We start from the raw sequence: 14,373 nt of genomic DNA, 5'->3' as shown, positions 1-14,373 counted from the left end.
ACGTTGAGGCAAAGTCGGAAACGCGGAAAACTGGATCGTTTCGACACTAAAATGGGCCGAGAGCAGGAAACAATGGACGAATTTAGCATTACCTTAAGGACCCGCGAGGCCTGTCAGGCGCGAATCGCAGTCGCGCTCTAGGGATTGAACGCTGAAACGAAGACGGCCCGCCAGGACGACGGGCCGTTGATGAAGCAGGTGGGTGGAGGTCAGATCGGGGCCGGATACTGCCGGTAGATTTTTGCTATACCGGCAAGCATGTCCGGTGTGAGCGTGAGATCGGCGGCGCCGATATCGGTCTTCAACTGCTCGAGCGTCGTTGCGCCGACGATGACGGAGGTCATGAACGGCCGTGTCAGGCAAAAGGCGATGGCCATCTGTGCGGGGTCGATCCCGTGCTGCCTCGCAAGCGCGAGATAGGCCGCGACCGCCGGCTCCTGCAGCGGCTGCAGCCGACCGCCGAGATCGGGATTGGTCGTGGCGCGTGAGCCCGCCGGACGCGCGCCGCCCGCATATTTGCCGGTCAGCAGCCCAGCTGCGAGCGGCGAATATGCGAGCAGGCCGACATCGCCGTGATGAGATACTTCCGCCATGTCGAGATCGAATGCACGGTAGAGGAGATTGTACTCGTTCTGGATCGAGACGACGCGTGGAACACCACTGTCTTCGGCCATCCGCAGATATTGCATCGTGCCCCAGGCGGTTTCGTTGGAAAGGCCGATCGCGCGGATCTTTCCAGCCTTTACCAGCCCGTCCAACGTGTCCAGCTTTTCGGCAATGCCGGAAACCGACGTTTCGCGATCCTGCCTGGACGCGTCGAATTCCCATGCACCGCGAAAATGGTAGTGCGGACGGTTGGGCCAGTGGATCTGATAGAGATCGATATAATCGGTCTGCAGGCGCTTCAGGCTGGCATCGACGGCTTCACGGATGGTCGCTGCCTCGATCGGTCGACCGTCGCGGATGTGCGCACGACCGCCGCCGGCGATCTTGGTGGCAAGCACGATGTCGTTGCGTCTGCCGGTCTTCTTCAGCCATGTGCCGATATACTCTTCGGTGCGGCCATAGGTTTCGGCGCTGGCCGGCGTGGTCGGATAGAGTTCCGCAGTGTCGAAAAAATTGACGCCCTGTTCGAGGGCATAATCCATCTGCGCATGGGCTTCGGCTTCCGTATTCTGCGTGCCCCAGGTCATGGTGCCGAGGCAGATTTCCGAAACGGAAATGTCCGTCCGGCCAAGTTTGTTGAATTTCATGGAAAATTCGTCCCGTCTTTGAAGCGTTCGACCTTAGGCCGGATTTGCCGGCACGCAAGAGTGCAAATGCGGCCCCAAAGCGACGACATCGCGAAAACTTTATGTCCGTAGGGTCGAAAACGCCGAAAAAGTTCTAGTTCATCTCAAGGTGGCGCGTCTGACTTACGAAAACTCAGCGTGTGTAGAATAAATTTGCGGAGGAATGCATGGCGGATATGCAAGTGGATGAGCGTGGTTTTCCCGATGCGGGTGATCCGCCGAAAACCGGGCGCTGGAAACTCATTGGTCCGGGCATTGTCGCTGCCGCGACCGGTGTCGGCGCCGGTGATCTGGTCGCCACGCTGATTGCCGGCTCGCGTTTCGGCTATTCGCTTCTCTGGGCCGCCGTCATCGGCTGCATCGTCAAGATCGCGCTCGCGGAAGGCTCGGCGCGATACCATCTCGCCACCGGCTCGACCATGCTCGAAGGCTGGAAGTCGCTCGGTAAATGGACGAGCTGGTATTTCGGCATCTACATCATGATCTGGGGCTTCGTGTATGGCGCAACCGCCATGAGCGCCACGGCGCTACCGCTGGCTGCGCTCTTCCCCGTCCTGCCGCTTTGGGCCTGGGCGATGATATCGGGCCTCGTCTGCGCCGTTTTCGTGGCGATGAATAAGTACCAGATGTTCGAAAACGCCATGAAGCTGTTGATTGGCTTCATGTTCGTGGTCGTCGTCGGCGTGGCAATCATGGTCGTGCCGAATATCGGCAAGGCGCTGACCGGTCTCGTGCCGACGCTTCCCGAGGGCTCGATAATCTACACGCTTGGCCTGATCGGTGGCGTCGGCGGCACCATCACCATGGCCTCCTACGGCTACTGGGTGAATGCCAAGGGCTGGCGCACGCCGGCCTGGGTGGGCATCATGCGCCTCGACAACCGCGTCGCCTATATCGTCACCGGCATCTTCGTCATCGCCATGCTGATCATCGGCGCGGAACTGCTCTATACGGCGCAGATCACGCTTTCGAGCGGCGACCGCGGCCTGCTCGATCTCGACGAGGTCTTGCGGGAACGTTTTGGTTCCTTCGTGTCGGTCATGTTCCTGCTCGGCTTTTTCGCCACATCGGTCTCGTCCATTCTGGGTGTGTGGCACGGCGTGTCCCTGCTGTTTGCCGATTTCGTCCACAATGTCCGCGGCAAGACCGGCCCGCGCGAAGATCTCGAAAAGAGCACCGCCTTCCGTTTCTATCTGTTCTGGCTGACCATTCCACCGATGGCGCTCTTGTGGTTCGGCCGGCCCTTCCTGCTCGTCGTCATCTATGGCGCGCTCGGCGCTTTCTTCATGCCGTTCCTGGCGCTGACGCTGATCTGGCTGCTCAACTCTTCGCGGGTGCCCAAAGAATGGCGAAGCGGCTGGTTGTCGAACGGTTTGCTCGGCGTCGCGGCGCTGCTGTTCATCGTCCTTTGCGTCAACGAGGTGGTCGGTCTCGTCGCGGGCTGAGCGGGTCGTAAACTTGGGGTAAAGGGGCGCGGAAACCCTGAAACCCTTGACTTGCAAGGCCGGAATGTGAATGGAGAGGCAAATTCAGGGAAAGGAAACGACCCCCATGAGCACTTCTGAGCGCAACGCTGCGACCATCGCATTCACATTTCCCGGCCAGGGCAGCCAGGCCGTCGGCATGGGCCGAGACCTTGCCGACGCCTATCCTGAAGCCCGCGCGGTCTTCGAGGAAGTCGACGATGCGCTTGGCCAGAAGCTCTCCGAGATCATGTGGAATGGCCCGGAAGATACGCTGACGCTCACCGCCAATGCGCAGCCGGCGCTGATGGCCGTGTCGATCGCGGCACTTCGCGTGCTGGAAGCCCGCGGCCTCGACTTGAAGGGCCATGTCGGTTTCGTCGCCGGCCACTCGCTGGGAGAATATTCGGCACTCTGCGCTGCCGGCACCTTCTCGCTGGCCGATACGGCCCGCCTTCTGCGTATTCGCGGCGATGCCATGCAGTCGGCAGTGCCGGTTGGCGAAGGCGCCATGGCGGCGATCATCGGCCTTGAGCACGGCGACGTCGAAGCCATCTGCGTTGCCGCCCGCGAAGCCGGCATCTGCCAGATCGCCAATGACAATGGCGGCGGCCAGCTGGTGATTTCCGGTTCCAAGGCTGCGGTCGAAAAGGCAGCGGCGCTTGCCACCGAAAAGGGCGCCAAGCGCGCCATCATGCTGCCCGTCTCCGCGCCGTTCCACAGCGACCTTATGGCGCCGACGGCAGTGGCGATGCGTCACGCGCTCGACAAGGTCGAGAAGCACAACCCGGTCGTGCCGGTCATCGCCAATGTGCGCGCGGCCCCGGTCTATGATGCGCAGGAAATCGCCAGCCTGCTCGTCACCCAGGTCACCGGCCAGGTGCGCTGGCGCGAAACGGTCGAGTGGTTCGCCGCCAACGGCGTCACCACGCTTTATGAAGTCGGTTCGGGAAAAGTGCTCACCGGCCTTGCCCGCCGCATCGACAAGAACATGACCGGCGTTGCCGTCAACGGCCCGGCAGATATCGACGCGGCGATCGCCGCCATTCTCGGGTGATTTTTGGGGCGAATAGGGAGTGGCGAATAGCGAATAGTTTTTCGCCTTGCTGATGCCGCTTTCTATTCGCTACTCGCCATTCCCTATTCGCTCTTAAAGAGGAACGAACAATGTTTGATCTGACCGGCCGCAAGGCTCTTGTCACCGGCGCGACCGGTGGGCTTGGCGAGGAAATCGCCCGCATGCTGCATGCGCAGGGCGCCATCGTCGGCCTGCACGGCACCCGCGTCGAAAAGCTGGAAGCCCTGGCCGCCGAACTCGGTGACCGCGTCCACATCTTCCCGGCCAACCTGTCCGACCGTGCCGAAGTCAAGGCGCTCGGCGAGAAGGCCGAGGAAGTGCTCGGCGGCGTCGACATCCTCGTCAACAATGCCGGCATCACGAAGGACGGCCTGTTCGTGCGCATGTCGGACGAGGACTGGGACGCGGTTCTGGAAGTGAACCTCACATCTGTCTTCCGCCTGACGCGCGAACTGACGCATCCGATGATGCGCCGCCGCCATGGCCGCATCATCAACATCACCTCGATCGTCGGCGTGACCGGCAATCCGGGCCAGGCCAATTACTGCGCCTCCAAGGCCGGCATGATCGGTTTTTCCAAGTCGCTGGCGCAGGAAATCGCCACCCGCAACGTCACGGTCAACTGTGTCGCTCCGGGCTTCATCGAAAGCGCCATGACCGGCAAGCTCAATGACAAGCAGAAGGACGCCATCATGGGCGCGATCCCGATGAAGCGCATGGGCGCCGGTTCGGACATCGCCGCAGCCGTTCTTTACCTTGCTTCCAACGAGGCGGGTTATGTCACCGGCCAGACGCTGCACGTCAATGGCGGTATGGCAATGATCTAAAACGGTTCGTAGCGGTTCCTCCCAATGCCGAAATAGCCTGTATACGGGTAACATCCCGGTAAGATTCTGGCTTTGCGGCGGGCGGAAACCGTGTTAATCGGGCCATGACTGTGAACAGTCCTCCCGGATTGTAGGCGGCCAACACGTGCTCTTGCACGGGCTGGGGGCCTAGCTTGCGGCGGGAAACGAGTTTGCCCTCGGCGCTGTCCTTGAAACGGCGGCCTCGGGTTTCAACAGGGTGCGGATGCCTTGATGGCACTCCGGTTAAGATAAAGGTCGAGGAAACCGACATGAGCGATATCGCAGAACGCGTAAAGAAAATTGTTATTGATCATCTCGGCGTCGACGCCGACAAGGTTGTCGAAGGCGCAAGCTTCATCGACGATCTGGGCGCCGACTCGCTCGACACCGTCGAACTGGTCATGGCTTTCGAAGAAGAGTTCGGCGTTGAAATCCCGGACGACGCGGCTGACTCGATCCTCACCGTCGGCGACGCCGTGAAGTTCATCGAGAAGGCCCAGGCCTGATCCGATAACGCGATTTTCGGGAAAAGCCGGCGACGGTTGTTTCCCTTGACGGCCCGGCATGTTCGGGCCGTTTCATTATTGTCGATGAGAAAAACGAACAGGGTGGGACACTGGCATGAGGCGTGTCGTTATCACCGGTACCGGCATGGTATCTCCTCTTGGTTGCGGAACGGAGGCCAGCTGGTCTGCCATTCTCGCCGGTCAGAACGGGGCGCGCCTCGTCACCGAATTCGAAGTCGAAGACCTGCCGGCGAAGATCGCCTGCCGCATCCCGGTCGGCGACGGTTCCAACGGCACATATAATGCCGATGACTGGATGGAGCCGAAGGATCAGCGCAAGGTCGATCCCTTCATCGTTTACGGTATTGCTGCCGCCGATATGGCGCTGGCGGATGCAGGATGGCACCCGCAAACCGATGAGGACCAGATTGCCACCGGCGTTCTGATCGGCTCCGGTATCGGCGGGCTCGAAGGCATTGTCGAAGCCGGCCACACGCTGCGTGACAAGGGTCCGCGCCGCATCTCCCCCTTCTTCATTCCCGGCCGTCTGATCAACCTTGTTTCCGGACAGGTTTCGATCAAGCACAAGCTGCGCGGCCCCAATCATGCCGTCGTCACGGCCTGCTCCACCGGCGCGCATGCGATCGGCGATGCCGCCCGCCTGATCGCGCTCGGTGACGCTGACGTGATGGTGGCCGGCGGCGCCGAATCGCCGATCTGCCGCATCGCGCTCGCCGGCTTTGCCGCCTGCAAGGCGCTGTCCACCCAGCATAATGACGAGCCGCAAAAGGCCTCGCGCCCTTACGACCGCGATCGTGACGGTTTCGTCATGGGCGAGGGTGCGGGCATCGTCGTTCTGGAAGAGCTGGAACACGCCAAGGCGCGCGGCGCCAAGATCTATGCCGAAGTCGTCGGTTACGGTCTGTCGGGCGACGCTTTCCACATTACCGCCCCATCTGAAGACGGGGACGGCGCATTCCGCTGCATGACCATGGCGCTCAAGCGTGCCGGTCTTGGTGCTTCGGATATCGATTACATCAACGCCCATGGGACGTCGACCATGGCCGATACGATCGAGCTCGGTGCGGTCGAGCGTCTGGTCGGTGACAGCGCCTCGAAGATCTCGATGTCGTCGACAAAATCGGCGACCGGCCACCTGCTCGGTGCTGCCGGTGCGATCGAGGCCATCTTCTCCGCACTGGCAATCCGCGACAATATCGCGCCGCCGACGCTGAACCTCGACAATCCCGATGTCGAGACCAGGATCGACCTCGTGCCGCATACCGCCCGCAAGCGCGACATCAATGTGGCGCTGTCCAATTCCTTCGGTTTCGGCGGTACCAACGCGTCGCTCGTGCTGAAGCGTTACGAGGCCTGATAACAAGGCTGTTAACAGACGGGTCCGCTGCTCAGGGCTTGTCTTCTGAACCTGTTTTTGCCGCATTGCCGGGCGACACCCGGCAATGTTCCTGAATTCAGAAGGGAGTGCCGGTGAGCGACACCAACCATAGCAGCGAAATGCCCTCCGATCGCGGAGCGTATGGCACCGGAAAAGGCCCGATTATTCCGAAGTCGCCCAACGAGGCACTGAAGCCGGAACGCGTGCCGGATCCGCCGAAGCGATCGAAGAAGGCGCGCAGCCAGCTGGTGATTTTCCTCAACTTCGTCATGACCATGGCGGTGACCGCCTGCCTCGTCGGCGCTGGCGGTTTCTACTATGTCATGACCAGCTATTCCGATCCGGGGCCGCTGCAGACCAACACGCATTTCATCGTGCGCGACGGCGCCGGCCTCAACGCGATTGCCGACAGCCTCGAGCGCAATGGCGTCATTTCCGATGCCCGTATCTTTCGGTATGTGACGCCTACCTATCTGGAGGGCGGCAAGACGCTCAAGGCCGGGGAATACGAAATCAAGGCCGGTGCCTCGATGAAGGAAGTGATGGAACTGCTGGAATCGGGCAAGTCCATTCTCTATTCCGTATCGCTGCCGGAGGGGCTGACCGTTCAGCAGATGATGAAACGGCTGGCCGAGGATCCGATCCTGGAAGGCGAACTGCCGCAGGAACAGCCGCCGGAAGGTTCGCTGCGTCCGGATACCTACAAGTTCTCGCGCGGCACCAAGCGCAACGAGATCATGGCGCAGATGCGCGCCGCCCAGGACCGTCTGATCGATCAGATCTGGGAAAAGCGCGATGCCGACCTGCCGATCAAGACCCGTCAGGAATTCGTCACGCTCGCCTCCATCGTGGAAAAGGAAACCGGCAAGGACGACGAGCGCGCCCATGTCGCCTCGGTCTTCATCAACCGGCTCAATCGCGGCATGCGCCTGCAATCGGACCCGACCATCCTTTACGGCCTGTTCGGCGGTGCCGGTCGTCCGGCGGACCGTCCGATCTACCGATCCGATATCGACAAGGAAACGCCCTACAATACCTACCGCATCAAGGGCCTGCCGCCGACGCCGATCGCCAATCCGGGCCGGGCGGCACTGGAAGCCGTTGCCAATCCGTGGCGTACCAAGGACCTCTATTTCGTGGCCGACGGCACCGGCGGACATGTGTTCGCGCAGACGCTGGAAGACCACAACGCCAATGTTCGCCGTTGGCGCCAGACACAGGCGCAGCGCGCCAGCGGCGCTCCCGCCGACGAGATCGTCGATGGCCAGCCGGACGGTTCGGAGGCCGAAAAGGCGCCGAGAAGCAATTGAAGCCGGCAAGCGGCGTCTCAGGAAGGGCGAAAGCGGCATGAGCCTCCAGTCGATGACGGGTTTCGCACGCAGCGAAGGCACGAGCGGCAGAACTCGCTGGGCGTGGGAACTGCGCTCGGTAAACGGCAAGGGACTGGACCTGCGCCTGCGTCTTCCGGCAGGCTTCGAGCGGCTGGAAGTTCCGGTGCGGTCAGCGGTTCCCGCGCGTTTCAGCCGTGGCAACATCCAGGCAAACCTCTCCATCACGGCGGCGGAAGCGAAGGTGGAAGCGGTCCTGAATCGCGATGCGCTCGACGCCATCCTGCGTCTGCGCGCCGAACTCGGCGACCTCGTTGACCCATCGCCGCTGCGCCTCGATACGCTGATGTCGATCCGCGGTCTTGTCGATATCCGCGACGCGGAAGATGGGCTGGAGGTGACCGAGGCGCTCGACCGGGAGATCCTGGCCGGACTGGAGATCGCGCTCGATGCATTGGCTGCCATGCGCCTGAGCGAGGGAGCTTCGCTACGCTCCGTGCTGGAGGACCATGTGCGGACCATTGCCGCATTGACGCAGACGGTCGAGAACGATCCGTCGCGCAGCCCCGAAGAGATCGCCCGCAAGCTTGCCCAGCAGGTGGCGACGCTGATCGAGGGTGCGTCTTCGCTCGACCGCGACCGGCTCTATGCCGAAGCCGCCATTCTGGCCACAAGAGCTGATCTGCGCGAAGAGATCGACCGGCTGCATGCGCATGTGGCAGCGGCCAGCGAGCTATTGAACAAGGGCGGCCCCGTCGGCCGCCGCCTGGATTTCCTCGCACAGGAATTTAACCGGGAATCGAATACCATCTGTTCGAAATCGAATGCGGCAGCCGTGACGGCCGCCGGCATCGAGCTGAAGGTCGTCATCGACCAGTTCCGCGAACAGGTTCAGAATCTGGAGTGATATATGAGCCCGGCCCCTTCGAGCGCTAACCTGACCAATCCCGCAAAGATCGCCCGCCGTGGCCTGATGCTCGTTCTGTCCTCACCGTCGGGTGCCGGCAAGTCCACCATCGCCCGCAACCTCCTGGAATCCGATCCGAGCCTCGAAATCTCGGTCAGCGTGACGACCCGCCAGCGCCGTCCAAGCGAGATTGCCGGCAAGCACTACCATTTCATCAGCGTGCGCGAATTCGAGCGTTTGCGCGATTCCGACAGCCTGCTGGAATGGGCGGAGGTCCACGGTAATTTCTACGGCACGCCGCGCGAGCCGGTCGAAACCGCCATGTCCGAAGGTCGCGACATGTTGTTCGACATCGACTGGCAGGGAGCCCGCCAGCTGCAGGACAAGATGTCGGCCGATGTCGTATCCATTTTCGTTCTGCCGCCGACCATGACGGAATTGCAGTCACGCCTGCATCGCCGCGCCGAGGATTCGGAAGAGGTCATCCGCACCCGTCTCCTCAATTCGCGTTCCGAGATCGAGCATTGGCGCGAATACGATTACGTCATCGTCAATGACGATCTCGACGAGGCGTTCCGCAACGTCAACTGCATCGTCAATGCCGAACGCGTGCGGCGCGACCGCCGCCACGGCCTGTTCGATTTCGTCGGCGAGCTGCTGACGGAAGAACCGGTTCTTTAGACTTCCACATTTCTTCTTCTGCTTGCATGCGCGCAGCGTGTCTCTGGCCATATGTAATGGCGCCGGGGCCTGTCGCGTCGCGCGACGGCGCTCCCTCGATGATTGCAAGAGGCGGTCGTTTGTGCAATTATAACGACATTAACTCAGGTTGCATGCCGCAACCCTGACAGCCTTCGCACGCGGACACTTTCTGTTCGACATGGGTCCGTCGAGGTCAATCGAGGCTGTTGCCGAACTGCGTCTGCAGCCGTTTTCGTCCCAGCAATCCGATACTTCAGAGGGGAAAGTGTCATGGCAAAGTCGACGCGAACACGATCGGGAATATTGGAGGACGGCATGTCGGGGCTCGGCATGGTGCTGAGGTTTGCACCCAGGGCCCGTGGCGAGGGCGTGCAGCAATTGAGGAAAAGCGGCTTTCATGTCGCATCCAGCCAGGATTTCAGATCGGCGCCGGCGATACCGAATGATTTCGATGGCGCCGACGTGCAGTATTTCGAACGTTTTGGCATAGCGATCGTCAGGCGTGACGGCGAGCGTCTGAGGCCCATGCTGGAAGATGCCATGCCGCGCAAGATGGTATCGTCGGCAAGGCCCGAACGCCGCTACAGGGCGCTGGGCGGCATTGGCCAGCAGCACGGCAATCCGCCTCGTTTCGATCCGGCAGCCGGCATGGATATTCCGCTGGGGCAGGACTATCTCATCGGCTTCCGCGACGGTGTCGTCGGCACGATCGATCATCTCTTGCGGGGCAGGGATCGGGCGGTTCCGCAGCTCACCAGGTCCTCCACTTTCGAGGAGACGGCCAACACCTGGGGCTTGCAGGTCACCCGTGTCGTCCAGAGCGGTCTGAGCGGGGCCGGGATCAAGGTCGCGGTGCTCGATACCGGTTTTGACGACGAGCACCAGGACTTCGTCGGGCGGGCGGTGACCAAAAAGCTTTTTGCCACCAACAGTTCCGAGGAGGATATCCATGGCCACGGAACCCACTGCATCGGTACGGCCTGCGGGCCATTGCGGCCGAGCAGCGGCCCGCGTTACGGCATAGCCTACGAATCGGAAATCTATGCCGGCAAGGTTTTGGGCGATGACGGTTTTGGAACCGACAGGTCGATCATTGCCGGAATGGAATGGGCGCTGGAGCAGGGCTGCCACGTCATCTCCATGTCGCTCGGGGCTGCCACGAGAGTCGGCGATGCACCAAGCGAAGACTACGAGCATATCGGGCTGGTCTGTCTGGATGCCGGCACGATCGTCATTGCTGCGGCCGGCAACGAGAGCGCCCGCCCGGGTATCATCAGCCCCGTCGGGTCTCCGGCCAACGCATCGACGATTCTGGCGATCGGTGCCGTTGATCGCTCCCTCAGCCCTGCCAGCTTTTCCAGCGGCGGCCTCAATCCTGGACAGGAGGTGGATATCGCAGCCCCGGGCGTCGATATCCTGTCCTCGCTTCCGGGCAATAACTATGACCGCTGGAACGGGACGAGCATGGCGACACCCCATGTTTCGGGCGTTGCGGCGCTGCTTGCACAGTCGGATCCAGCCTTCCGGGGCTGGGCGTTGTGGGCGCGCTTGATCCAGCTTGCCGAACCTCTATCTTTCCCCACGAGAGATGTTGGAAAAGGCCTGCTTCAGTTCAGGGCGGGCCTGGAGGCATGACATGAGCCGGGTTGGCGTTACGATAAGGGTGAACAGGGCCGCCGCTGCGGCCCTGGACAAGGTTGCGGATGATTTGAAATCGCACGGACTGGATAATATCGAAATTCACCGCATGCTGCAGATGATAAACGGTGATATCGATGCGCAGAGCCTCGATGCGCTGCGCTCGGTGGACGGCGTGGCGTCCGTCCGCAAGGACGACGTCTACAAGGCGATGTAACGGCTTTAGAGCGCGCGAAGCGATACGTGGACGTCTCCTGTCGCACCGCCGCAGCTACCGCGGGACAGGCGGCCGATGCCCTTCAGAGACAGTTGGCGAGCGTTACGAACTCTTCCACCGAAAGCGTTTCCGCGCGCCGTTGCGGGTCGATGCCGGCGCGGGCCAAGAGCGCTTCGCCGCCGAGCGGCTTCACGCTCTGGCGCAGCATCTTGCGGCGTTGGCCGAAAGCGGCCATCGTCACACGTTCCAGCCTGGCGAGATCGCAGGGCAGCGGCTCGGCTTTCGGGGTCAGGTGCACCACGGTGGACGTCACCTTCGGTGGCGGCGAAAAGGCCGAGGCCGGGACGTCGAACACCATGTCCGCATCCGCCCGCCAGCCCGCCAGCACGCCAAGCCGACCGTAATGGTTGTCGTTTTCGCGCGCCACGATGCGCTGGCCGACTTCCTTCTGGAACATCAGAGTCAGCGATTGCCAGAACGGTGGCCAGTCGTTCGGCACCAGCCAGTTGACCAGCAATTGCGTGCCGACATTATAGGGCAGATTGGCGATGACCTTCACCGGGCCGCCTTCCGCCTTTTCCGCCGCAAGAGCAGCAAAGTCGGTTTGCAAGGCGTCACCTTCGATCACCTCCAGACGACCAGGGTAATAGGTCTCGATCTCGGCCAGCGCCGGCAGGCAACGGCTGTCGCGCTCGATCGCCACGACCTTTCGGGCCCCGAGCGCCAGAATGGCGCGGGTCAGACCGCCGGGGCCGGGGCCGACCTCGAACACCGTGACACCCTCCAGCGAACCGGCCGAACGGGCGATCTTCTGGGTCAGGTTGAGGTCGAACAGAAAATTCTGGCCGAGTGACTTCTTGGCGGCAAGATCGAACCGTTGGATGACGTCGCGAAGGGGCGGCAGGCCGTCGAGTGTCGCCATCAGGACAGGTTCCCCGACTGCTGGGCCGGCTGGCCGGCTGAATGGTGGGGCGCCGGATCGGCCGAATGATCTGCAAGGGTTCTGGCAAGGTTCAGTGCGGCAACCAGGCTGGTCTCGCGGGCAACACCCTGTCCAGCCAGACCAAAGGCGGTTCCATGATCGGGCGAGGTGCGGATGAAGGGCAGGCCAAGCGTGACGTTAACGGAGGTGTCGAAGCCGAGTGCCTTGGCCGGAATCAGCGCCTGATCGTGATACATGCAGATCGCGACGTCATAGCGGCCGCGTGCCTCGTCGTGGAACATGGTGTCGGCGGGCAGGGGGCCGAAGGCGTTGATCCCTTCTTCCCGCAGCCGAGCAATTGCCGGTGCGATGATGTCGCGCTCCTCCGTCCCCATCGTGTTGTCCTCGCCCGCATGCGGGTTGAGGCCGGAAACGGCAAGACGCGGATGGTTAATGCCAAAACGGCTTCTGAGGTCGTCATGGGTGACCCGGCAGGTCTCGATGATGAGCTCGTGCGTGAGCGCGGCGGGGATGTCCTTGAGCGGGATGTGGATGGTCACCGGAATGGCGCGCAGTTTGGGGCCGGCCAGCATCATCACCGGCAGAACCGCACGCCCGGTGGCGCGCTGCGCCAGTTCGGCGAGGAATTCGGTATGGCCGGGAAACTTGAAGCCGGACTCGTACAGAACCGATTTTGCGATCGGATTGGTGACGACTGCCGCCGTCTCGCCGGAAAGGGTCAGGCGCACGGCGATTTCGATGGCGGCGATCGTTGACGCGGCGCTTGCCACATGTGGCTGTCCGGCGGCGACATCGAAGCCGATGCGGATCGGCAGAACCGGGAGTGCGTCGTCAAAAACGGAAGTTGCGGTCGCCGGACCGGCCTCGCGAAGGGGCACGTCAAGATTGATCAGACGTGCGCGGGCGGCAAGCACGGCCGGGTCGCCGATGTAAAGGAAGGGCGAAATGCCGTTTTCGCGGCGCTTCACCCATGCGGCAAGCGCGATGTCGGGACCGATACCGGCGGGATCGCCCTGTGTCAGTGCGAGAGGGCGATCGATCTGTGTCATTCTGGGGGCCTGCGTTCGGGAAGGGTCAGGGGTAGGAGATCTGCGCCTTGGCCCGCAGTTCCTCGACATATTTCTTGTCGTTCGGGTCTTCGCCGGTCTTTTCGGCCTTGCCCAGATCCTCGGCGCGGAACACGACTTCGGCGGCCACGTCGTCAGACACCTGGCGCTGGTTGCAGATCGCCAGGAACTCGACACCCTTTTCCGTGATGCGCGGTTCGGTCGTGCCACCGGATGCCTTTTCGATCAGCGGCTTCCAGTCGGAGGGCAGTTCCGGATGCATGATGCGGCCGAGCGGCTTTACCGAAACGTCGAGCATGGTTGCAGCGAAGGTCTTGGACTGGTCGCAGCCGGGAAATTTCGAGCGCGACGCCTTGGCTTCGGCCATGCGCTTGTTGAGGATGGCCTTGCGCTTGGCTTCCGGCACCACGAAAATGATCTGCTGCAGGAAATATTCGGTCGTGACCGGCTTCTGGCCGCCTTCGGCCATGCGCTTGACCAGTTCCTCGTTGGACATGCGTCCGCTGCGGCTGCCGCTGAAGCGGGCGTTGACGACGCGCGGCCAGCTCATCTGCACGGCGATGAAGGCCTTGAAATGGTCGACGCCGACGCCGGCCTGGTTGAGCACCTTGGCCATCTGGTCCGGCGTCATCTTGTTGCTAGCGGCAAACCGGGCAAAGGAGCGGTCGACGTCATCGGTGCTGACCGACATTTTCACGCGAGCGACCTCTTCGCGCTTCAGCGTCTCATCGATCAGCTGCTCGCGCGCGAGCTTGCTGATGTCGCCCTTGGCCCGCTGGAGGCGCAGAAAAGCGGCGCGGTGCGCCACGTCGTTGGAGGTGATCGGCGTCTTGTTGACCACGGCTGCGATCGAACTTGCCGCCCGGGCAGAGGTCATTGCCGGCTCGATGACGACGGACGCCGCCAGTACCGCAAATGCCGTCATCGTTATCCGCAAGGCTCGACCAGCGATCATCATGCCATCCCTTTCACGCTCTCACGGGCT

General features: G+C 62.1%; 14 protein-coding genes. 10 read left to right on the top strand and 4 right to left on the bottom strand.

What is annotated here, in order from left to right; translation table 11 throughout:
- Nucleotides 1–209: 209 nt before the first annotated feature.
- Entirely contained in the window at nt 210–1,253 is a 1,044-nt protein-coding gene (locus tag ACQKKX_RS12940) for an aldo/keto reductase (protein ID WP_427571096.1), read from the bottom strand.
- Between the two features lie 206 nt (nt 1,254–1,459).
- Between ACQKKX_RS12940 and ACQKKX_RS12935 the strand changes: the two genes are divergently transcribed.
- The 10 genes from ACQKKX_RS12935 (at nt 1,460) to ACQKKX_RS12890 (ending at nt 11,378) form a co-directional block, all read left to right on the top strand.
- Entirely contained in the window at nt 1,460–2,737 is a 1,278-nt protein-coding gene (locus ACQKKX_RS12935) for an Nramp family divalent metal transporter (RefSeq protein WP_427571095.1), read from the top strand.
- Between the two features lie 106 nt (nt 2,738–2,843).
- Nucleotides 2,844–3,812 carry an ACP S-malonyltransferase gene (gene fabD / locus ACQKKX_RS12930; protein WP_427571094.1) on the top strand — a complete coding sequence of 323 codons (969 nt, stop codon included), beginning with the start codon at nt 2,844–2,846 and terminating at the stop codon, nt 3,810–3,812.
- Nucleotides 3,813–3,922: 110 nt separating this feature from the next.
- Nucleotides 3,923–4,660 carry a 3-oxoacyl-[acyl-carrier-protein] reductase gene (gene fabG, locus ACQKKX_RS12925; protein ID WP_112728507.1) on the top strand — a complete coding sequence of 246 codons (738 nt, stop codon included), beginning with the start codon at nt 3,923–3,925 and terminating at the stop codon, nt 4,658–4,660.
- 290 nt (nt 4,661–4,950) lie between these two features.
- The gene (locus ACQKKX_RS12920) at nt 4,951–5,187 is read left to right on the top strand and encodes an acyl carrier protein (RefSeq protein WP_003502080.1); all 237 of its coding nucleotides are present in this window, start codon (nt 4,951–4,953) and stop codon (nt 5,185–5,187) included.
- A 115-nt stretch (nt 5,188–5,302) separates the two neighbouring features.
- Complete coding sequence (gene fabF / locus ACQKKX_RS12915; protein WP_427571093.1) at nt 5,303–6,565, top strand: beta-ketoacyl-ACP synthase II; 1,263 nt, start codon at nt 5,303–5,305, stop codon at nt 6,563–6,565.
- A 113-nt stretch (nt 6,566–6,678) separates the two neighbouring features.
- Nucleotides 6,679–7,896 carry an endolytic transglycosylase MltG gene (mltG, locus tag ACQKKX_RS12910; RefSeq protein WP_427571092.1) on the top strand — a complete coding sequence of 406 codons (1,218 nt, stop codon included), beginning with the start codon at nt 6,679–6,681 and terminating at the stop codon, nt 7,894–7,896.
- A 37-nt stretch (nt 7,897–7,933) separates the two neighbouring features.
- Complete coding sequence (locus tag ACQKKX_RS12905) at nt 7,934–8,821, top strand: YicC/YloC family endoribonuclease (protein WP_427571091.1); 888 nt, start codon at nt 7,934–7,936, stop codon at nt 8,819–8,821.
- Nucleotides 8,822–8,824: 3 nt separating this feature from the next.
- Nucleotides 8,825–9,502, top strand: coding sequence for a guanylate kinase (gene gmk, locus ACQKKX_RS12900; protein ID WP_427571090.1), 678 nt, complete (start codon nt 8,825–8,827; stop codon nt 9,500–9,502).
- A gap of 291 nt (nt 9,503–9,793) precedes the next feature.
- Entirely contained in the window at nt 9,794–11,158 is a 1,365-nt protein-coding gene (locus ACQKKX_RS12895; protein ID WP_427571089.1) for a S8 family peptidase, read from the top strand.
- A gap of 1 nt (nt 11,159) precedes the next feature.
- On the top strand, nt 11,160–11,378 hold the full coding sequence (locus ACQKKX_RS12890; protein ID WP_427571088.1) for a hypothetical protein: 219 nt from the start codon (nt 11,160–11,162) through the stop codon (nt 11,376–11,378).
- Nucleotides 11,379–11,460: 82 nt separating this feature from the next.
- Here the strand turns inward: ACQKKX_RS12890 and rsmA are convergent, their stop codons facing one another.
- Genes rsmA through ACQKKX_RS12875 form a run of 3 tightly spaced genes read right to left on the bottom strand, consistent with a single transcriptional unit; the run spans nt 11,461 to nt 14,346 of the window.
- Entirely contained in the window at nt 11,461–12,300 is an 840-nt protein-coding gene (gene rsmA, locus ACQKKX_RS12885) for a 16S rRNA (adenine(1518)-N(6)/adenine(1519)-N(6))-dimethyltransferase RsmA (RefSeq protein ID WP_427571087.1), read from the bottom strand.
- A complete protein-coding gene (gene pdxA, locus ACQKKX_RS12880; RefSeq protein ID WP_427571086.1) occupies nt 12,300–13,370 on the bottom strand; it encodes a 4-hydroxythreonine-4-phosphate dehydrogenase PdxA in 1,071 nt (356 codons plus the stop codon). Before pdxA ends, rsmA begins: the two co-directional genes overlap by 1 nt.
- 25 nt (nt 13,371–13,395) lie before the next feature.
- The gene (locus ACQKKX_RS12875) at nt 13,396–14,346 is read right to left on the bottom strand and encodes a SurA N-terminal domain-containing protein (protein ID WP_427571085.1); all 951 of its coding nucleotides are present in this window, start codon (nt 14,344–14,346) and stop codon (nt 13,396–13,398) included.
- Nucleotides 14,347–14,373: the final 27 nt, after the last annotated feature.

The organism is Neorhizobium sp. NPDC001467 (genome assembly GCF_050275975.1).
GTDB lineage: Bacteria > Pseudomonadota > Alphaproteobacteria > Rhizobiales > Rhizobiaceae > Neorhizobium.
The sequence above is the reverse complement of the archived record's forward strand: the minus strand, read 5'-3'. Positions and strand labels throughout refer to the sequence as shown.